General features: G+C 44.2%; 20 protein-coding genes, 1 pseudogene and 1 riboswitch. Of the genes and pseudogenes, 5 read left to right on the top strand and 16 right to left on the bottom strand.

Annotation, left to right across the window (positions count from 1 at the left end):
- Window positions 1–48 precede the first annotated feature (48 nt).
- The 6 genes from MAHAU_RS03780 to MAHAU_RS03755 all read right to left on the bottom strand — a co-directional run bounded on the left by MAHAU_RS03780 (window position 49) and on the right by MAHAU_RS03755 (window position 5,116).
- Complete coding sequence (locus MAHAU_RS03780; protein ID WP_013780395.1) at window positions 49–1,269, bottom strand: ROK family transcriptional regulator; 1,221 nt, start codon at window positions 1,267–1,269, stop codon at window positions 49–51.
- A gap of 123 nt (window positions 1,270–1,392) precedes the next feature.
- Window positions 1,393–1,812, bottom strand: a complete 420-nt coding sequence (locus MAHAU_RS03775; RefSeq protein WP_013780394.1) for a CD1247 N-terminal domain-containing protein — start codon at window positions 1,810–1,812, stop codon at window positions 1,393–1,395.
- Between the two features lie 36 nt (window positions 1,813–1,848).
- Window positions 1,849–2,406: an elongation factor P gene (gene efp / locus MAHAU_RS03770; protein ID WP_013780393.1), complete on the bottom strand. Its 558-nt coding sequence runs from the start codon at window positions 2,404–2,406 to the stop codon at window positions 1,849–1,851.
- A 26-nt stretch (window positions 2,407–2,432) separates the two neighbouring features.
- A complete protein-coding gene (locus MAHAU_RS03765; RefSeq protein WP_013780392.1) occupies window positions 2,433–3,500 on the bottom strand; it encodes a M24 family metallopeptidase in 1,068 nt (355 codons plus the stop codon).
- Window positions 3,484–3,933 (bottom strand): type II 3-dehydroquinate dehydratase, encoded by a 450-nt coding sequence (gene aroQ, locus MAHAU_RS03760; protein WP_013780391.1) that lies wholly within the window; start codon window positions 3,931–3,933, stop codon window positions 3,484–3,486. The genes MAHAU_RS03765 and aroQ overlap by 17 nt, the downstream gene beginning before the upstream one ends.
- A gap of 88 nt (window positions 3,934–4,021) precedes the next feature.
- The gene (locus MAHAU_RS03755; RefSeq protein WP_013780390.1) at window positions 4,022–5,116 is read right to left on the bottom strand and encodes a DUF7922 domain-containing protein; all 1,095 of its coding nucleotides are present in this window, start codon (window positions 5,114–5,116) and stop codon (window positions 4,022–4,024) included.
- 139 nt (window positions 5,117–5,255) lie between these two features.
- Between MAHAU_RS03755 and MAHAU_RS03750 the strand changes: the two genes are divergently transcribed.
- Window positions 5,256–6,185 carry a prenyltransferase gene (locus MAHAU_RS03750; protein WP_013780389.1) on the top strand — a complete coding sequence of 310 codons (930 nt, stop codon included), beginning with the start codon at window positions 5,256–5,258 and terminating at the stop codon, window positions 6,183–6,185.
- On the opposite strand, the gene MAHAU_RS03745 is transcribed toward MAHAU_RS03750, so the two are convergent.
- The 8 genes and pseudogenes from MAHAU_RS03745 to MAHAU_RS03710 all read right to left on the bottom strand — a co-directional run bounded on the left by MAHAU_RS03745 (window position 6,180) and on the right by MAHAU_RS03710 (window position 15,518).
- Window positions 6,180–7,049, bottom strand: coding sequence for a GHMP family kinase ATP-binding protein (locus MAHAU_RS03745; protein ID WP_013780388.1), 870 nt, complete (start codon window positions 7,047–7,049; stop codon window positions 6,180–6,182). The two genes, MAHAU_RS03750 and MAHAU_RS03745, sit on opposite strands and share 6 nt — an antisense overlap.
- Entirely contained in the window at window positions 7,046–8,125 is a 1,080-nt protein-coding gene (gene cobD, locus MAHAU_RS03740) for a threonine-phosphate decarboxylase CobD (protein ID WP_013780387.1), read from the bottom strand. The genes MAHAU_RS03745 and cobD overlap by 4 nt, the downstream gene beginning before the upstream one ends.
- Window positions 8,113–9,054, bottom strand: coding sequence for an adenosylcobinamide-phosphate synthase CbiB (gene cbiB / locus MAHAU_RS03735; RefSeq protein WP_013780386.1), 942 nt, complete (start codon window positions 9,052–9,054; stop codon window positions 8,113–8,115). The genes cobD and cbiB overlap by 13 nt, the downstream gene beginning before the upstream one ends.
- 9 nt (window positions 9,055–9,063) lie before the next feature.
- On the bottom strand, window positions 9,064–10,587 hold the full coding sequence (locus MAHAU_RS03730) for a cobyric acid synthase (RefSeq protein ID WP_013780385.1): 1,524 nt from the start codon (window positions 10,585–10,587) through the stop codon (window positions 9,064–9,066).
- Between the two features lie 8 nt (window positions 10,588–10,595).
- Complete coding sequence (locus MAHAU_RS03725; RefSeq protein ID WP_171804958.1) at window positions 10,596–11,417, bottom strand: ABC transporter ATP-binding protein; 822 nt, start codon at window positions 11,415–11,417, stop codon at window positions 10,596–10,598.
- A gap of 4 nt (window positions 11,418–11,421) precedes the next feature.
- Window positions 11,422–12,474, bottom strand: a complete 1,053-nt coding sequence (locus tag MAHAU_RS03720; protein WP_013780383.1) for a FecCD family ABC transporter permease — start codon at window positions 12,472–12,474, stop codon at window positions 11,422–11,424.
- Window positions 12,475–12,483: 9 nt separating this feature from the next.
- A complete protein-coding gene (locus MAHAU_RS03715; protein ID WP_013780382.1) occupies window positions 12,484–13,443 on the bottom strand; it encodes an ABC transporter substrate-binding protein in 960 nt (319 codons plus the stop codon).
- A 152-nt stretch (window positions 13,444–13,595) separates the two neighbouring features.
- A riboswitch (cobalamin riboswitch) is annotated at window positions 13,596–13,755 on the bottom strand.
- 426 nt (window positions 13,756–14,181) lie between these two features.
- Window positions 14,182–15,518, bottom strand: a pseudogene (locus MAHAU_RS03710) (ISNCY family transposase).
- Between the two features lie 180 nt (window positions 15,519–15,698).
- On the opposite strand from MAHAU_RS03710, the gene MAHAU_RS03705 reads away from it, so the two are divergent.
- From MAHAU_RS03705 to larB, 4 genes are read left to right on the top strand one after another with little or no spacing between them, the layout of a single operon-like run.
- Entirely contained in the window at window positions 15,699–15,986 is a 288-nt protein-coding gene (locus MAHAU_RS03705; RefSeq protein WP_013780381.1) for an ArsR/SmtB family transcription factor, read from the top strand.
- A gap of 17 nt (window positions 15,987–16,003) precedes the next feature.
- The gene (locus tag MAHAU_RS03700; protein WP_013780380.1) at window positions 16,004–17,128 is read left to right on the top strand and encodes an aldo/keto reductase; all 1,125 of its coding nucleotides are present in this window, start codon (window positions 16,004–16,006) and stop codon (window positions 17,126–17,128) included.
- Entirely contained in the window at window positions 17,125–17,994 is an 870-nt protein-coding gene (gene larE, locus MAHAU_RS03695; RefSeq protein ID WP_013780379.1) for an ATP-dependent sacrificial sulfur transferase LarE, read from the top strand. The genes MAHAU_RS03700 and larE overlap by 4 nt, the downstream gene beginning before the upstream one ends.
- Window positions 17,960–18,709, top strand: coding sequence for a nickel pincer cofactor biosynthesis protein LarB (gene larB, locus MAHAU_RS03690; protein ID WP_013780378.1), 750 nt, complete (start codon window positions 17,960–17,962; stop codon window positions 18,707–18,709). The genes larE and larB overlap by 35 nt, the downstream gene beginning before the upstream one ends.
- A gap of 35 nt (window positions 18,710–18,744) precedes the next feature.
- On the opposite strand, the gene MAHAU_RS03685 is transcribed toward larB, so the two are convergent.
- The gene (locus MAHAU_RS03685) at window positions 18,745–19,305 is read right to left on the bottom strand and encodes a DapH/DapD/GlmU-related protein (RefSeq protein WP_083809833.1); all 561 of its coding nucleotides are present in this window, start codon (window positions 19,303–19,305) and stop codon (window positions 18,745–18,747) included.
- Between the two features lie 83 nt (window positions 19,306–19,388).
- Window positions 19,389–20,042 (bottom strand): phosphate signaling complex protein PhoU, encoded by a 654-nt coding sequence (gene phoU / locus MAHAU_RS03680; RefSeq protein WP_041644310.1) that lies wholly within the window; start codon window positions 20,040–20,042, stop codon window positions 19,389–19,391.
- Window positions 20,043–20,071 lie beyond the last annotated feature (29 nt).

Genomic DNA, 20,071 nt, shown 5'->3' with positions numbered 1-20,071 from the left:
TAGTTCGACGCAAAATTTAAAAATCCTTCTTTTCAAAAAAAATAAATTTTACGGTAGTATCTTAAATATATTATGGAAAACCAAACTTATAGCTCCTATTGCCCCCATTTCTTGTCCGAACGTTGCCGGCAATATACGCACATCTTTATTATAACCCGGATAAGCTCTGCCGTGAACGGTTATTACAGCTTTTTGTACATATTGCGGATATAAAGCTGGTATTTCTCCTCCTATAACTATGACATCAGGACTGCATACATTTATAATATTGCCAATACCTATTCCCAAATTATATGCGGCTTTGTCCAATGCTTCCATGCATAATGGATCGCCGCTATTGGCTGCCTCAAATATGGCGTCAATCTCTATATCGTCCGCATCGCTGCCGCTTTTATAGATAGATGATTTTCTCCCTCGCTTTATCTCTGAAACTACATAATGCTGTATATATAGACCAGTGGCCATCGCCTCAAGACAGCCATAACTGCCACATGTACATTGTACACCATCCATATCTATTATCATATGCCCAAGGTCACCGGCTCCATCAAAGAAACCATGATATACCTCGCCATTGATTATCATACCGCCTCCCAATCCAACTTTATTTATGCTTATAGCAAACAGACTATCACAATTCTTGGCACCGCCAAACCACCATTCAGCCAAAGCTGCAGCCTGTGTTTCTTTTTCAAGATATGTTGGAATATTAAATTTGCTTTGAATTATATCAACTATAGGTACGTTGTGCCAGCCTGGAAAATTTGGCGGATTGATCAGCACACCCCTCTCATGATCATATGGGCCGGGCGCTGATATACCTATACCCAATACCTTTTCTCGCTTTATACCCACATCGTTTATAAGTTTGTCTATTACATCGATTATTCGCCCTATAACAGCTTCTTTGCCATCTTTTAAACGAGTATCCTCAACTAATTTCCCAACTTTCTTTGCTCTCATATCGACCATAATACCTGTAATATGATAAAAGGTAAGCTCTATACCGATTATATATCCAGACTGACCATTTATATGAAGCATAACGGGCTTACGTCCACCGTTCGATTCTCCTACGCCAGTTTCTATAAGAACACCGTCTCGCATAAGTTGTTTAATGATATTTGTTATAGACGAAGGCGTTAATCCCGTTAATTTTGCTAAATCTCTGCGCGAAATAGGTTCATTCTCCCATATGGCATTGAGCACCAGCGAAAGATTTATTTTTTTCATAGCCTCATTATTTACATTGGACATCCTTATCGACATAGTAACAATCCTCTTAACTAATAGTTTATATAATGCTTTAATAAAGTTTACAACAAAAAAGGCGATAATGCAAATAATTTATTATCGCCTTCTTGATATTTACATAACAGCATAAACCATATCTTATTCGTCTGAATCTTCGCCGTCTTCCTCATCGCCCTCGTATTCGTATATAGGCTGATGGCAATTGGGACAAATAACATCTTCTTCATCATCTTCGAAGACATCAGTATCGATATACACCACTTCATGACAATTAGGACATTCTATCTCTATATAATTGGTATCGTCATCATCCTCGTCGTCATATTCATCAGCATAATCGTATATTTCGTCTTCAATATCGGCCAAGTCCTCATCTATAGCACTGATATACTCGTCCATTTCATCCTGCCTTTCGCTGATATCCTCAAGCTCTGCGGCTATCTGATCTAAGATATCGAGTATGGCATTCAGCACTTTACCTTCATTGGTATCGTCTTTTATACCAACGCCTTCTACAACGCCCTTAAGATAAGATATCTTTTGTTTTATTTCGCCCATAAGGCACCTCCTGTTAAATCATAATTATATTTTGCTCTAGACGCGCTCCATATATTCTCCGGTACGCGTATCTATTCTTATCTTATCGCCGGTATTCACAAATAATGGCACCTGTATAACGGCCCCCGTCTCCAACGTAGCCGGTTTACTGCCACCTGTAGCTGTATCTCCTTTAAATCCGGGATCAGTTTGTACCACTTCAAGCTCGACAAAATTAGGCGGCTCAACCGAGAACGCCTCTCCTTTATAGAATTTTATGGTAACAGTCATATTTTCTTTTATAAATTTCAACGCATCTTCGACTTTATCCTTATTTAGCGGCAATTGTTCATAGGTCTCAACATCCATAAAGTAATAGAGCTCTCCGTCATTATAGAGATATTGCATTTCCTTCCTCTCTATATGAGCTTGTTCGAACTTTTCGGTCGGATTAAAAGTGCGTTCCAACACTGCTCCTGTAATCACATTTTTTATCTTTGTCCTGACAAAAGCCGCACCTTTACCCGGCTTAACATGTAAAAAGTCCACTACGGTATATACTTGCCCGTCTATCTCTACCGTCATACCTTTTCTGAAATCTCCTGCTGTTATCATATAATACGCATGCCTCCATTCAATTCTTATATTTCTATCAGTTTTTTTGTTGATGATGTAAAATCGTCTATATAACCATCGCGTACTGTTATGAGGTCCTCTATTCGAACACCTCCCATGCCCGGTATATATATACCGGGTTCCACAGTCACCACCGAATTAACCTGCAACATATCATCCGCCCCGGGCGAAAGCGTGGGAAGTTCATGTATCTCCAGCCCTACACCGTGACCAAGCGAATGGCCGAAATACTCGCCATAACCTTTGGCAGCTATTAAATTGCGGGCCAAAGCATCGGCATCTTTGCACACCATACCTGCTTTTATACCTTCCAGCGCTGTCTGCTGAGCTTCAAGCACTGTGTCATATATTCGGCGCTGCTCCGGCGACGCACGCCCCAAAACAACGGTACGCGTCATATCAGAGCAGTAACCGTTATATATGCCGCCGAAATCCAGCGTTATAAACTCACCGACCTCAAACGGCTTGTCCGACGGCTGAGCGTGTGGCATCGAGGAATGATGGCCGGATGCAACAATGCTTGGAAAAGAAACGCCTTCGCATCCTTTATCCCTTATAATATACTCCAGTCTGGCGGCTAGTTGCTTCTCAGTTATACCAGGCTTTATATATTCCAGCACAGCATCGAACGCTTTATCCGCTATAGCTGCCGCTTGCTTTATGAACGATACCTCATCTTCATCCTTAACGGCTCGTAACCGCTCCATAGTATCGCCCATAGGTATCATCTCTATACCATCCAGCTCAGCACTTAATTTATTGTAAAATGCGCACGTAATATAGCTATCCTCAAACCACAATGCATGTATATTATTATCATAAATCATATCACTGAGCATAGACATTAATTTACCACTATTTACTAATATAACCTCAAACTCTTGGGCTTGATGCTGCGCCTGTTCTATATAACGAAAATCCGTTAACAAAAACTGCTTATCATTTGTTATAACGGCATAAGCATCATTATTGGTAAAACCACTTATGTAAGTTACATTAGGAGGTTTGGCCAACAAGCACCCATCTATACCATTCTGTGACATGGTAATCCTTAATTTATCCATCCTGCTCATTGCCCTTTGCCTCCATAAAGTAATAAAGTGCCAGTTTGTATACCATAGGGCCTAATCCCGATATTTGGCCTACGCATACCGGTGCTATAACCGAATGCTCACGGAAGCCCTCTCTACTATATATATTCGATATGTGAACTTCTATAGTAGGAATATGAATACCTGCTATAGCATCCCTTATGGCATAGCTGTAATGCGTATAAGCACCAGCATTTATTATGATGCCGTCGTACCGCCCGTAGGCCGCATGTATAGCATCGATTATATCGCCTTCACTGTTTGACTGCAAAGCATCCAATTCTATTCCGTGAGATTCAGCGATGCTTTTAAGCCCTTCTATTATGCTTTCCAGCGTATCATGGCCATATATGCCAGGCTCCCGTATACCCAATATGTTCAAATTAGGCCCGTTTATGATCAATATCTTTTGCATAAAACGCTCCAAAAATGATTTTCTGTAAATTACGCTTATATACTATATCATAATATATTCCCTGTGACAAGGACAAATTACGCGTTTGTTAAAAAGGATAGGCTATCCTGCCGTTTTGTGCATCTATATATGCCACCCAGTATCCAAAGTCCCCATATTGCCGCTTCTGGCCTTTGGCAGGATACCAATACACATATCCCGTCATACCTTGAAACGGCTGTTCTCCCAAGCAAAATCGGCCCGGCATACCATAGGCCACATACTTTACAATTTCACCTTCATATATAAGCCCGATCAGATAATGGTCATATTTATACCAATTCCATTGCATAGCATAGGTGGGATCCACGGCCACAGCACACCATTTCGAATTCTCTATCGTCTCCCCGAAAATATCGGAAACAGCATTTCGTTCAACAAAACCTTTTATACTTTCGCTGACCATAGCTGAAAATGGTATATATTCTGGCGTTGAAGCATATGCTCTCTGTTGCATATTGTCATCGTCTTCTTCATTTGAAATAGGTGCTTGGAATTTGACGCCATCGTTTTGGTGAACACCATCGATTTGTTGTAACACTTCAGATGATGCCTCATACTGTTCATCAACCATTTGCTCCATCGTTCCGATGTTATCCTGCGGCACTTGTTCATCCACTTCCACTTGCTCTATAGGTTCTGTTCCTGTTTCATCCCCTATTTCGCCGGATATAGTTTCGACCGGTATTCCCAACACATCGGCTGCTATGCTCTTTAACTCCAATGCTTTATTTTTTTTAAAATTACCCGATAATATTATTGGAATACCTGAACCGGACCGGACCTGAACAGGACATGCCAGAACAACCAAGCCATCGAATTCCTCCAGTGGATAGCCTGTATCACCTACATCATCGGCATCGAATATCCATGTCTGCTGTCCTATACCATCAGCACCTATTTCCATATCACCTAAAACAGCCGCCTGATCGCCCTCCGCAGTGACCATCGCTACTAAGTATCTTTCCTCCGGCTGCACTGGCAAACGCATGTCCTGTACATATGTAAGTATTCTACCTTTATGATCCCTGATCTCCAGCTTAACATAGCCTGCTGCAGCTTTTTGTTCTTTAAGTCTATAGCCGCTCTGAGCCTCTTGCAAGATTATATAATAACGACTGTAACCTCTTCGATTTCTAACCATGATATTATCCTCCCGAATACAAGTTTTCAATAAAGTATATGCAATATAGGACCAAATTGTGACATTATCAAAGAATTGTACTGTAAATATAAATTTGCTATAATTGATAAAACATCTAAATTATGTAGGAGGGTAAAAGATGGATAAAAATGCATTGAGGCTTTGGAAGGGATTCTGGCAGACAGCCGACCCTAAGATATGGGTAGCATCTACAATACCCATGGTCACAGCTACTGTCTTTGCATATGTTTTTGAAGGGGCTTTTAATCTTTATTGGTTTATACTCACATTGATAGGCATATACCTTATCGAGATAGGCAAAAACGCCATAGGCGAGTTCGCCGACTACGAATCCGGCGTGGATCTATATGTTGCGCCAGATAAACGAACGCCTTTCAGCGGGGGCAAAAAGACCATCGTCGACGGCATACTTACGGTAAAGGAAAACAAGGTTATAGCAGCGATCACTTTTGCAGCAGCCGCTATAATAGGGCTGTATATATCCTTCGCACGAGAACCAATGATACTCTGGATAGGCCTGGCAGGATTCGCTTTGGCTATCATGTACAACATGCCGCCGTTTAAGCTATGCTACAGGGGCTTGGGCGAGATAACGGTCGGCACCGCATTCGGCCCGTTGGTCATGGCCGGCACATATATGGTGCAGACTCACAGCTACAGGATAGAAGTGCTTCTTGCTTCAATAACATTGGGGCTTCTTATAACGAACGTGTTGTGGATAAATCAGTATCCCGATTATGAAGCCGACGCTCAAGGTGGCAAGCGCAATTGGCTGGTACGCCTGGGCAAGCAAAAGGGCCTTGTAGTATATAAAGCATTGTTTATAACATCGTATATACCTATAATAATGCTTATCTTTGTAACGAGCAGCCCTGTCTGGCTTATATGCCTTATAACCCTTCCGATCGTTCATCGCGCCATAAAAGTAGCCGAGCAGTATTATGATGATATACCTCGCCTCATGGAGGCCAACGCCAAAACCGTACAGATATATCAGTTAACGGGGCTAACTCTCGTAGTAGCCGCCTTTATGACGCTTTGGCTATGATGTTAGACGCGGGCCACCTTTAACCATACGGACGACATAATGCCGCCCATAAAATTCGAGTATACCGCGCGTGCGCAGAACCTCAACGAGAGCGCACTCGTCTGTATCCTCATTCATTATTATGCCAAGCGCTGTACCGGTGTGAGCTACATTAACGCCATAAGCACCTGTCCTCAGCGCTATATCGATTATGTCATCCAAATACGGTTTTGGCAAAACGCTTTGATATAATCGAGCGCTCATTATAGCGGCATTGCCCATAACCGCCCAGTCGCCGGTGCTTACGCCGCTGCGCAGCGCATCATAAGCCGCATCGATAATGGGTACATAGGAGCGTTTTTTATGAAAGCATATGGTATCGACCAAACCAACGCCCTCCAATACTAATACCTTCAAAGATGGCACAGGGCCTATCACCTCAACCGCCTCTCCATTCACAGCATCAAAAAGCATAAGGTCCTCATATAATATACCGTCGGTCGGTTCTATAGACGCCGCCATAGCCGCTATTTCATCCGATGTGAGCTCATAGCCGAAAAATGACGCAACGGCCGCCGCGGTCGCCCCTATATCGGCCGTGCTGCTGCTCATCCCCTTACCCAAAGGCAAAGACGAGCGCCTTATTATTTCAAATGTCCCCAGCTTATTTACGGGGATATCTAGATATTCCACAACAGCTTTCGCTGTATGTAATATTTTCCTACACGAGGCGCGGTATGTCTTGTTCGAATCACCAGACCGCACGGTTATCTCGGAATAGCGATCGATAGGATAGGACACCAGCAGCTCGCGGCCGCCTATAATGCCCTGTATCAGCTCGCCGCACGACCCCGGGCATATAGCCGTCACCTCCCTCGCGCTCATGCAAAGTCCTCCAGAGCTTTTATAAGGCGCCGGTTGCTATCCGCATCCCTCACCGCTACGCGTATATAGTATTCATTTAGGCCGTCGAAGTTGGAAGCATTTCTCACCAATATACGGTATTTTTGCAGATGCCGTTGAACGACATCTGCCGTAACATGCTGGCTTAACGATTTTAAAAGCATAAAATCAGCTTGGCTCGGGTATACGTGCATCTTGCTGACAGCCGATATCTCGTACTGCAGCAAATCTCGCTGCTCTTTAACGAACCGGCGCGTCCTCATCATAAATTCTTTATCATTTAAAGCGTATACGCCGGCCAATGCCGCCATAGCATTTATACGCCACGGGGGTTGTATATCGCTCATCATTTCTTTGATACGGGCGTCGGCGATGCAATAGCCGAGCCGCAATCCCGGCATGGCAAAAAACTTGGTAAATGCCCTGATTATGCACATATTCAGATAACACCGAAACACATCCGCCATAGAAGTACGCGGGTAGTCATCGGTAAACTCTATAAAGGTCTCATCCAAAAGAACATTTATGTCATATCTTTTAGCACAGTCCAATATAGCTATCAGCTCAGACCTATTGAGCAAGCCGCCCGTGGGATTGTTTGGATTGCACAGTATCACCATATCGTGCCTGCCTTGGCTCAATACGGCGCACAGCGCATCGACATCCACGGTAAACCCTTCGGCCATCGGCCATATATCCGCTTGAGCGCCGGCCACAGCAGCCGCCTGTTTATATTCCGAAAACGTAGGCGACGGTATGAGCACGCGTTGCGGTTTCATAACGCGCATATAATCGTATATTATATCTATGGCGCCGTTGCCGAGCATTATATAGCGCTCATCGACATCCAGATAATCTGCCAGCGCCTCATAAAGCCGCCTGTATCCCGGATCAGGATAATGCAGTACGGCCTGCCAGTTATCCTCGAGATATCGAGTCAATCCCGGTGGCGTACCCAAAGGGTTTATATTAGCGCTGAAATCCAATATATCATAAGGCGATACGTTCCACTCATGCGCCGTATCGTATATATTGCCGCCATGCTTTATATCGCCCATAATACCAACACCCCTATTATAAGTGCAAGAAGTGATGCAATCTTCATAATGCGTACGGCCTCGAATATATGCGATGGCTCTATTGGCCTAAGCGCCTGACCGAGCACAGGCTTATCCACCAGTTTGCCCCCGTAAGTGCTCGGACCGCCGAGCGTTATGCTGAGTGCACCGGCCATCGCAGCCTCCGGATAGCCGCTATTTGGGCTTTCATGATGCGAACCTTCTCTAACCATGGTCATAAGTGCCCTTTTGGAGCTACCTCTGCACACGACAGCAACCAGCGCTATAAGCAGACCAGTTATTCTCGCCGGCAGAAAATTAGCTACGTCGTCCAAACGCGCTGAAGCCCATCCAAAATATCTGTAGCGCTCATTTTTATACCCCACCATCGAATCCAGCGTATTGACAGCCTTATAAGCCATAGCCAAAGGAACACCACCTATGAAAAGATAAAAGAGCGGCGCTACCACGCCATCGGACGCATTCTCAGCCACAGTTTCTACAACAGCCCGGCTTATTTGATGTGTATCAAGGCACTCGGTATCTCTTCCTACTATAAATGAAAGAGCATGCCGCGCGCCCTCTATATTGCCATTTTCCAGCAATCGATATATCTTCAAAGCCTCATAGCTTAGACTGTGCGTAGCCAACGCCATGCATATAAAGAATATATTTAAAGCATGGTATGCTGCTTCATTCCATTGACGAGCATATTTTAACATAAAATAGAGCACAGCATAGGTTATGCTCACCGTAATTACCGCCAATGCAACGCCGGCTGCTTTTTGCGCGGCAGGTGCGCGGGCTATTCCCCTGAGCATCCTTTCCATAAACGAAATAAATCGGCCTATAAGCCGAACCGGATGCGGAAACCAGTAAGGATCACCAGCTACCAAATCCAGAGCATAACCCAATACTATATCCAGCATAAAATTACCTCATATACCCAAAATCTCATATATAGCATCCATATTTACCGATTCGCGCACTACATCTGCCAGTTCATCATACATACACTCCCGGTGCTGCTCAAATGTTTCGATTCTAGGCATATTTTCTACCGGTAAACCTTTAATGCATTTCAAAGCATTTATGATACCTAAAGTAAATGTATCGTTATCGAATATGCCGTGCAAATACGTTCCAATTACATGCCCTGTAGCATCCATAAAACCATCAGGCTGTTCAACATTCTCGTCCATGCGGCTAAATATGGTAGTAAAAGGATACGCCTTCGTCCACGACGACGTAAACCCTTTATGTATCTCATATCCTTTTATCGTCATACCTGACAGCCCTTTTGTGAGCGGTCCCTCATTGGCCACCACCTTTGCTGCCGCTTGAGCGGTTATCTTTTGGGCATCCATAGTGGTCTCCACATCGAGCAGCTTTAGGCCCTCTATCTCATCTATATCCGATTCCACATGCAACGGATCGCGTATCACTTTGCCCAACATCTGGAACCCACCGCATATGCCCATGATATAGCCTCCGCTGGCAGCATAGCGGGTTATAGCCTCTTCCCAGCCGGAGCGCTTTATATAAAGCATATCGCCGGTAGTATTTTTGGTACCCGGTAAAATGAGAAGGTCGGGCACACCCAAATCTTCCGGTTTAGGCACGTAGCGCAAATCGACATCGGCTAGGGCCCTGAGCGGCTCGAAATCAGTGAAATTGGCTATATGCGGTACATATACGACCGCTATATCCAGCAGGCCTTTGCGGTTCCTGGCAGCAAATCGATCGGTGGCGCCATCCTCCTCATCTATTTCGGTATGAATAAACGGCACCACTCCCAGCACCGGTCGGTGTATTATATCGGTCAGCATATCCAGACCTGGCTGCAGTATCGAAACATCGCCGCGAAATTTGTTTATGATGGCACCTTTGACTCGCCGTCGCTCATTATGATCCAACAATAGCATGGTACCGGCTATAGACGCAAATACGCCGCCCCTATCTATATCGCCTATCAGTAGCACCGGCGCATCGGCCATCTCAGCCATACCCATATTGACTATATCATCGTCTTTCAGATTTATTTCAGCCGGACTGCCTGCCCCCTCTATGACCACTATGTCATATCGCTCGGCCAAGCTGTTATAAGCCGACATTATCACATCCTTGAGTTGCGGCTTAAAGGCTTGATATTGGGTGGCCGTCATATTGCCGTAAACGCGACCGTTTATTACAACCTGTGACCCTATATCGCTCGACGGTTTGAGCAGTATCGGGTTCATGGCCACTGACGGCTCTATACCGCAGGCCTGGGCTTGTACCACCTGAGCCCTCCCCATTTCGCCACCTTCTTTGGTTACATATGAATTCAAAGCCATGTTCTGAGACTTAAATGGAGCCACCTTATAGCCGTCCTGATGGAATATGCGGCATAAAGCTGCGGTTATCAGGCTTTTGCCAACCGATGAACCAGTACCCTGTATCATTATAGCTTTGGCTCTCATCAAAACACCTACCCTATCCGTTTTAAGCAGGCCGACGTTTCCGATGATGCCTGCCTTACAGGGGCTATGCATATGGAGCCTGTCGCTTCATCATGCCATATGCTTACAGCTACATTGTATACATCGCTTATGAGCTGTTCGGTTATAACATCTTGCGGACGGCCGTCTGCTATAATCGAACCGCTTTGCATGAAGACCACTTTATCGCAGAATTGAACAGCCAGATTTATATCATGCAATACCACTATAACAGTCAGGCCGTGATGATCCACCAATTGCCTCAACAAATCCAATATCTCCATTTGAAATTGCAAGTCGAGATGGGCCGTAGGCTCATCCAACATCAATATCTCAGGTTGCTGGGCTAAAGCCCGCGCTATCATCACGCGTTGTAATTCGCCGCCCGACAGTTCGGTTATGCTTCTGTCCCTAAACTGCCATGTACCGGTCATATCCATGGCCTGCTTGACAGCGCTCATATCTGCATGGCTCTCAGATTGAAACCCCTTCATATACGGTATACGGCCCATCATGACGACATCCATGGCTGAAAACTCAAAATCGGCAGCCGTGCTCTGCGGTACATAGGCTATTTTACGGGCCAACATGCGGCGGCGCATAGCAAAGACATCGACGCCATTTAACAATACTACACCTGACCGTGGCTTTAACGCCGCCGATATATGCCTTAACAACGTAGTTTTGCCCGAACCATTGGGACCGAGTATACCCACCATGCTGCTTCTTTCGATAGCCAAATCCAGATGCTCTATTATCGTCGTTTGGTCATATGCACAGCTTAAATCGCGTGCTTCCAATATATACTCCATACCATCAACCCCTATATGCTGCATTCCTGTTCCGCACCAACAGGTAAAGGAAAAACGGCCCGCCCACTAAAGATGTTATAATGCCTACCGGTATTTCTATAGGTGCCATAAGCGTACGAGCCAAAGTGTCGCTTATTATCATGAATATAGCACCGCTTACAGTGGCAGCGGGTAAAAGGCGCCTATGGTCAGGCCCGGTAAACAGCCTGACCACATGAGGTATTATAAGGCCAACGAAACCTATGATACCGCTGACCGATACGGCCGAAGCGGTTATGAGCGAACCCACAACCAGCAATAACTTGCGGATTTTATTGACGTCCACACCTAGGTGCAAAGCCGTCTCATCACCCATAAGCAAAGCATTCATCTCCTTCGACATGGACAACAGCACAACGCCGCCGATAAAGATGATAGGAAATGATATATACAGCGATGCCCAACTCGCGGTAGCAAAGCTACCCATCGTCCATAGCACTATGCTCTCGAGTTTATCGTGATTTAATATCATCATAAATGATACCATGGCCGATAAAAACGAGCTTACGGCTATACCTGCCAGCAGCAGCGTCACCATGGATGATTTTCTCCCAGCCCTGCCCAACGTATAAACTGCAGCCATGGTCAGTACAGCTCCCACAAAAGCTGCTATCGTAGAACCTGCTAGGCCCATGAATCCGCTACCTATGCCGAGCACGATAGATATCGTTGCGCCGAATGACGCTCCTGATGACACTCCGAGCACATAAGGATCGGCCATCGGATTTTGCAACAGCCCTTGAAATGCTGTACCCGCCACCGCCAGGCCCATACCCACGGTCGCGGCCAGCAGCACACGTGGCAGGCGGATACCCCATACAATGCTGTAATAAGCGTCATCATATGAAGCATTCACCCATCGCCCCACAATAGGCAACGGCTTTATCAATACGCCGAAAGCATCGGCCATAGCAATGTCGGCAGCGCCCAAGGACACAGCCAACAATATGGACAAAAACAATATAACGACCATTGCCAGCATAAACGCACTAAACAGTAGGCGACCTTTATTTTTCATAAACACGGATTATTCAAATATCTCAGGATGTATAACCCTGGCCAATTGTTCCAAGGCCTGATCTACTCTCGGGCCCAAGCGGTTTACTATATCAGCGTCCAATGAATATATCTTATCGTTCTTTACGGCGTTGACACTTTTTAGCGCCTCTATATTCTTTATATCCTCCGGGCTGCCGGCATGTTCGGTGGTTATTATTATATCGGGATTCTTTTCGACGATTTTTTCCACACTATATTGAGCATAGCCCTCACTGTCATCAGCCACATTAGTGCCACCGGCCATAGCTATAAGCTCGCTTATAAACGTACCCTTACCGGCTGTAAAAAACCCGTTTATATCGACATTAAAATAAACCTTCGGCTTATCTAAAGAGGTCGTCTTATCGGCTATAGCTTTCATATTGCTCTTAAGCTTTTCCACTAATTGCTTAGCTTGCTGCTGTGTACCGGTAGCCTCGCCCAGCACGTCTATAGTCTGGTACAGCTCTTCCAGACCGGCCGCTTCAGATGAAACAACCTGTATCTTAATATCCTCCAGCTTCTTTATAGCCTCGTCCTGTATATAACCTCCGGCTACGACCAGATCGGGCTTAAGCTGGGTTATAAGTTCTATATTAGGGCCGTTGAAATCGCCCACCTTCTTTATGGCATTTGCTTGTTCAGGATAATTTGAGTACTCGTCCACGCCAACTATTTTATCGCCTAATCCTAGAGCAAACAGTGTCTCAGTATTGCTGGGCGTCAATGATACTATCGATTCCGGTTTCTTCTCGATGGTAACGCTGCGACCCTTCACATCGGTAACCGTAACCGGATACGCCGCCGGAGGCGTTTCAGCCTGCTGTTCAGAAGAACCCACTGCATCGCTGGCATTGGGTTGGTCGGCGGGCTGCCGGCCAGCACAAGCGGTCAAAGCCAGTATAATTATAACGATTAATATCGATAAATTTCGTTTCAACTTTTTCATATTACTTTAATAGCGCAACAAAACCGCGCATTTCTCCTTTCTGTTTTTTTACGTTTTTTCTCCATTGATTCATCATAAAAAAGCCTTTCAACCATAAGGCCGAAAGGCGTAAATACACTTCATAACTATCCCTCCCCTATGGCTCGTAGGTTTGATGGGGCATGCACCGGTCCGGTATCCTGGCTCGGCATCATCGCTTTGCTGCGCCTTCCCGAAATACTTCAGTGGCATATGCAGCATACTCTGCCATACAGTGGCGGCACCGCGCCGGCTTCTCACCGGCTTCCCTGCAATCGGTACATGAACATCACTATTCAGTTTTAACACTTTATATTATACTTCACGCCTCTAGGCATATCAAATAATTTTTTGCCCTTATAACGCTTATCTTGCCCCATAGTGTCAATAGTCAGCGAAAATGTCATAGTAAATGGCTGATATTTATTCAACGAAAATTTCATAGCGAGGCATAGATTTACTATAATTGGAACATTAAATATAGATTATATTACAGTAAGCTGGTTATATAACTTTAGCAACTTACATTAATATGATATGAGAACATATATTACCACCAAATGAGCAAAAAAGATAATACTATCTTAAGGCTTACTGCTTTGCTAAATTCTAGCTGCTCCATTCCCGTGCGTCAAGGGTAAAATAAACAAGCTCCGCTTGCCCTTGACGCACGTTCATTTCGCAGCTATTATATAATTAGGCTGTAAGCCTTAATACTGGCTAGTGCCAGGCGCGTGAGGAATTATACAGAGCCTCTAAAATCTCTCTGTCTGATTCCTCATACCAATATGATGGCGCCTTCTGCCAACCTTGTTTCCAAGGATGAGTGGGAGAAGGCTTATAAGGCTTAGCTGTGCTCGATGAACTTGCCTTATTAGCTTTCTGAGCTTTCTTAGGCGGTTCATCGAGCTTTTTCACAGCATATATATTATTGCCATACTGCACCGTATACCTATCCTGGGGCTGGTAAGAACCGTTATCTTAGCTCTAGGAACGATAGGTGCAACGGTTTTGCCATCATCACATACAACTTGATAATATTGGCTGTGTAGAGAAAATACGCCGCCATTATCAACTTTTCTAGATAACTTAACACAAAGTATATTATCTAAGTCGATATCCGGCGGTAATTCTCTAAAAGCAGGCTCGGGATCTTGAGGCTCTATGGCGAACCTTTTATTATATCTCTCCAGGAACTTAGGCAAAAACTCATTGGCCTTTTCCATAGAATCAATGCCATAAATCCTCAATTCTGCCCTGAGCCTATCCTGCAAAGTATTCCATAGCCTCTCTACGCGGCCCTTAGCCTGAGGGGACCTGGCATTAATGATAGATATACCCAATGTACTCATAGCCATTTGGAACTGGGTTTCATTTACCACTTTACCCTCAAGCTGCTCCTCGATAGAGATTTTACCCTTATTAGGAGAAGCAAATATAGTATGCTTATCGGCATATAGAGATATAGGGATACCATATTGGCCAATGATGGTACGCATGAGCTCAAAATAGCCATTCATACACTCGTTTTCAGTAAAATAGAGCGCGAGGACCTGACCGGTGGCATCGTCTATGGCACCGTGGAGAGCCATATTACCTACAGAAGGAATCCATTCAAAAGAGGTGCAATCGATTTGCACCAACATGCCAGCCTGAGGCATACGTTCCCTTCTAGCATGAATCTTACGAGGGCGTCTATGCTTTCTAGGGCTTTGAATACCGGCATTATCAAGGATTCTATAAACCGAGGAATTACTAAGAATAATACCCTTATCATCCTCAAGCAAATCTCTAAAATGAGAGAAATTCGTATCAAAATACTGTTCCTTCCTCAAAGTGAGGATATGGTTTACTAGCTCATCGCTTAAAGCATTAGCAGGTTTACGGCCTCTGTTCTTATGAATAACGAAAGACGCACCTTGTTCTTTAACCCCCTTCTTAAGTCTAAATATTTGACGAACACTGAGGTCTAAAACCTGCGCAGCTTCACTTGCGGTTAACGTCCCATCGATGACTTTATTAATAACAACAAGTTTTTGCATTTCGCTCTCTGTCATACAATACTGTTCCTCTCTCCTCATAATGACATTATCGCAGAATAATTTTACTATGACAATATCATAGAATAATAACATTATCTTGCCCCATAGTTGACAACATGTGCCTCATGTAATATAATATTCACAAATTCACATATATAAATATATGTATGTTATACAAAGAAATGAGGTGCGAGGTTGAGCAATGTAGATGAAATGTCCGATATATTTAAGGCGTTAAGCGATCCTATGCGTTTGAAGGTCCTTAAATTGCTTCCCAAGCATGGTGAAGAAAAGGAATTATGCGTATGCGCGTTGGCGGACGAATTGGGTATTTCGCAGCCAAATGTATCTCATCATTTAAAGATACTCAAATCGGTAGGGCTGGTTAAATGCGCTAAGCATGAAGGCTTTTCCTACTATGCCGTCAATATGGACAAGATAAAATGCTTATTCGATGATTTACAAAATGAAATAGAAAAATAAAACAAGGAGAACAACATATGCAATACAGGGACTTCGGTAATACTGGTATAAAAGTATCATTATTGGGTTTTGGAGCTATGCGTTTGCCCATGATAAATGCAAACGGCAATGATGTCGTAGATGAAGATAAAGCAATACCTTTGATACATAGGGCTTTTGAGTTGGGGGTCAATTATATAGATACCGCTCCCGGCTATTGCAATAAAACAAGCGAAATAGCTGTCGGTAAGGCATTAAAAGGATGGCGCGACAAGGTATATCTTTCCACTAAGAATCCTATAGAGGATGCCTCAGGTGATAATTGGAGAAGACGCTTGGAAGATTCTTTGAAAAATTTAGACGTTGATTATATAGATTTCTACCATATGTGGGGTATAAATTGGCAAACATATATCGATAGCATAGATGTACCGAATGGTCCTATGGAGGCTGCTCACAAAGCTAAAAAAGAAGGTCTTATAAAACATATATCATTTTCCTTTCATGACGTACCGGAAAACATGATAAAAATCATAGATACAGGTAACTTTGAATCGGTATTGTGCCAATATAATTTGTTGGATAGGGCCAACGAGGAAGCCATCGCCTATGCTAGATCAAAGGGGCTTGGTGTTGTCATAATGGGCCCTGTAGGAGGAGGAAGATTGGGTGAACCGTCCTCGCAAATACAAAATCTCTTACCCGGCAAAGCAAAGAGCACTGCTGAAATGGCACTTCGATTTGTCATGGCCAATCCGAATGTAAGCTGTGCACTATCGGGCATGAGCTCTATCGATATGGTCGAAGAAAATGTCAAAGTAGCATCTTTGCTCGGCGCCTTAAACGATAAAGAACGCCAAATAATAGATCAAATGTTGGAAGAAAATAAACGTTTGGCCGACCTATACTGTACCGGTTGCAATTATTGCATGCCTTGCCCCACAGGTGTAAATATACCCCTTAACTTTCAGGTAATGAATTACCATAGGGTCTATGGTTTAACCGAATATGCCAAAAGTCAATATGCACGTATAGGCATCGATGATAATATGTCCGGCGGTAAAGCTGAAGACTGCACCGAATGCGGTACTTGTGTACCTCTATGCCCTCAAGGGCTAGATATCATAAAACAATTACGCGAAACTGCGGAGGCTCTAGGATGATAAATTTAAGCGATACAGATTTGCAAGCCAAGTTGCAGAGATTAAAAGATATACTCACCGACATGGGTAATGCAGTGATTGCTTACTCCGGTGGGGTGGACAGCACTTTCCTTTTAAAAGTCGCACATGACGTTTTAGGCGACAATGTCATAGCCGTTACAGCTCGTTCTTCCACCTATCCCGAACGCGAATTCAACGAAGCCTGCGAGCTGGTCAAGCAAATAGGAGCCAAACATGTGGTCATAATATCGGAAGAACTTGAAATAGAAGGCTTTCGTAGCAATCCTGTCAACCGATGTTATTATTGCAAAAAGGAATTATTCAATAAGATATGGGACATCGCCAACGAACATGGCATAAACCATGTGCTCGACGGCTCAAATGTGGATGATACAGACGATTTTCGGCCTGGCATGAAAGCAGCCCATGAATTGGGCGTGGAAAGTCCGCTCAGAGAATCCGGTATGACAAAAAGCGATATACGCGCTTTATCCAAGGCCATGGGCCTTCCCACATGGAACAAGCCCTCTTTCGCCTGTTTGTCATCCCGCTTTCCTTATGGTCAGCCCATAAGCGAGAAAAAACTGAGCATGGTAGAACAGGCCGAACAATTTCTTTTGGATAAAGGATTTATACAGGTAAGGGTAAGATATCACGGCGATATCGCACGCATAGAAGTAGCTCCCGAAGAACGTCATCGTTTTTTCGACGAGCATTTGATGGATGAAATAGCTGCACGTTTCAAACAAATAGGCTTCGCATATACGGCTCTGGACCTCGCCGGATATCGAACCGGAAGCATGAATGAAGTTTTGAAAGAAGAAATGCCTGATGAACGCACAACAACTGAAACAACTGCTCAATGACGTAAAAGATGGCCGACTGGCCATAGAAGATGCTATGGCAGAACTCAAAAAGCTGCCGTTTGAGGATATGGGATTTGCACATCTGGATACGCATCGGGAACTTAGAAACGGTTATCCGGAAGTCATATATTGTGCCGGTAAAACAACTGATCAAGTAGCGGCAATAGTAAAAAGGATGCTAGAACTGGATTATAGCAATATACTGGCTACCAGGGCCAATAGCGACGTAGCTCGTGCTCTCCAGGCATTAACGCCCAACGTCGAGTACAGCACAACAGCGCGTATAGCTGTGATAAACCGCAAGCCGTTGCCACAACCGGCCGGCACTATAGCGGTGGTAACGGGAGGTACATCCGATATGCCTGTGGCTGAAGAGGCCGCTATCACAGCGGAAATAATGGGCAATAATGTTAAACGCATATACGATGTCGGTGTGGCCGGACTGCACCGATTACTAAGCCACCTTGACGAGATTATGAGCGCCAATGTGGTTATAGCAGTAGCTGGTATGGAAGGCGCGTTAGCCAGCGTAGTGGGCGGTTTAGTAGATAAACCGGTTATCGCAGTACCCACCAGCGTCGGTTATGGCGCCAATTTCCACGGCTTAGCCGCGCTGCTGTCCATGCTTAACAGCTGCGCATCCGGCGTGGCTGTGGTAAACATAGACAACGGCTTCGGCGCTGGTTATATGGCCAGCATGATAAATCATATGTAAAATCGATATTTAAAGCCGTGCCTAGGCACGGCTTTTTAGCAGTTTATAGCATTATAGCCATTTGTGAGCTTTATATTGCTGTCTATTACCCTTTCCATGTAATCACAGCGCTGTTTATCTATAACCGGCAATAAATCGGCATTTTGCTGCTGGTAAGATAGTATCGCCCCGGTTGGTACTACACGGCGTTTCTCTACTTTAATGCCTTCAGCTACGACGCTTATGCCCACATAACACCAATCCCCTATATCGGCATTGGATATGACCGATCTATACCCTATAAAACAGTGCGCACCTATATTGCACGGTGCATGGATTACGCAGCCATGGCCCAACGATGTCCGTGACCCTATAGTCACGCATGCATCACCCAATGTATGTATGATCACACCATCCTGAATATTGCAGTCGTCACCTATGGTTATAGACCCAACGGTATATATATCTGTCAACTCATCAGCCCTTATGACGACATTGGGCCCTACGTAAACGCGTTTGCCTATGTGGACATTACCAACGATAACAGCGGTTGGATCAATATACGCCGTGTGATCGATCTGAGGATAATGTCCGTTTATGTTTTCCCTTATCATCATACCACCTCCCCATATTATCTGCTATTAGTACTTGGTCACATATAATAATATACCACTATTTCCTACTTTAATCAACTCAAAAATTAATCGTTCAGGTTTTTCTTCTCCCCGGTCACAGTATAAATAACCCATTCACATATGTTGGTCGTATGATCAGCTATACGCTCTATATACCTCGCTACCAACAGCAAATACATAGCTTGCAGTATCGTAGAATTATCATCCATCATTATAGAAATCATCTCATGGAAAATATTTCTATATATTCCATCTATAACGTCATCTCTTACGCATACTTCTTCCGCCAAAGCAACATTTTCATTAACATATGAATCCAAAGCATCTTTTATCATCCCTATGGTCGTCTTGGCCATTTGCGGTATATCTATAAGCGGTTTTATATAATTCTGACCCTTCAACCGTATAGTAGTCTTGGCTATATCCACTGCATAATCACCTATACGTTCCAAATCAGTGCTTATTTTTAGCGCCGCACATATAGTCCTTAAGTCTTTGGCTAACGGCTGCTGAGTGGCTATCAAAGTAACACACTTATCTTGTATCTCTAACTCCATATTATCCGGTATATCATCATCTTTTATGATACCCTCAGCCAGTTCCATGTCATGTTGCAACAGTGAATCAATGGCACGATCTATACTCTCTTCGACCACGCTGCCCATGCGCAGTACCATATTATGCAATTCGCTTAGCTCCTCGTTAAAATGCTCGCGCATAACCATTGTCGCCACCTCCTTTAAGTATT

Origin of the sequence: Mahella australiensis 50-1 BON (assembly GCF_000213255.1) — a bacterium.
GTDB lineage: Bacteria > Bacillota > Clostridia > Mahellales > Mahellaceae > Mahella > Mahella australiensis.
This window is presented reverse-complemented; position numbering and strand designations above follow the sequence as displayed.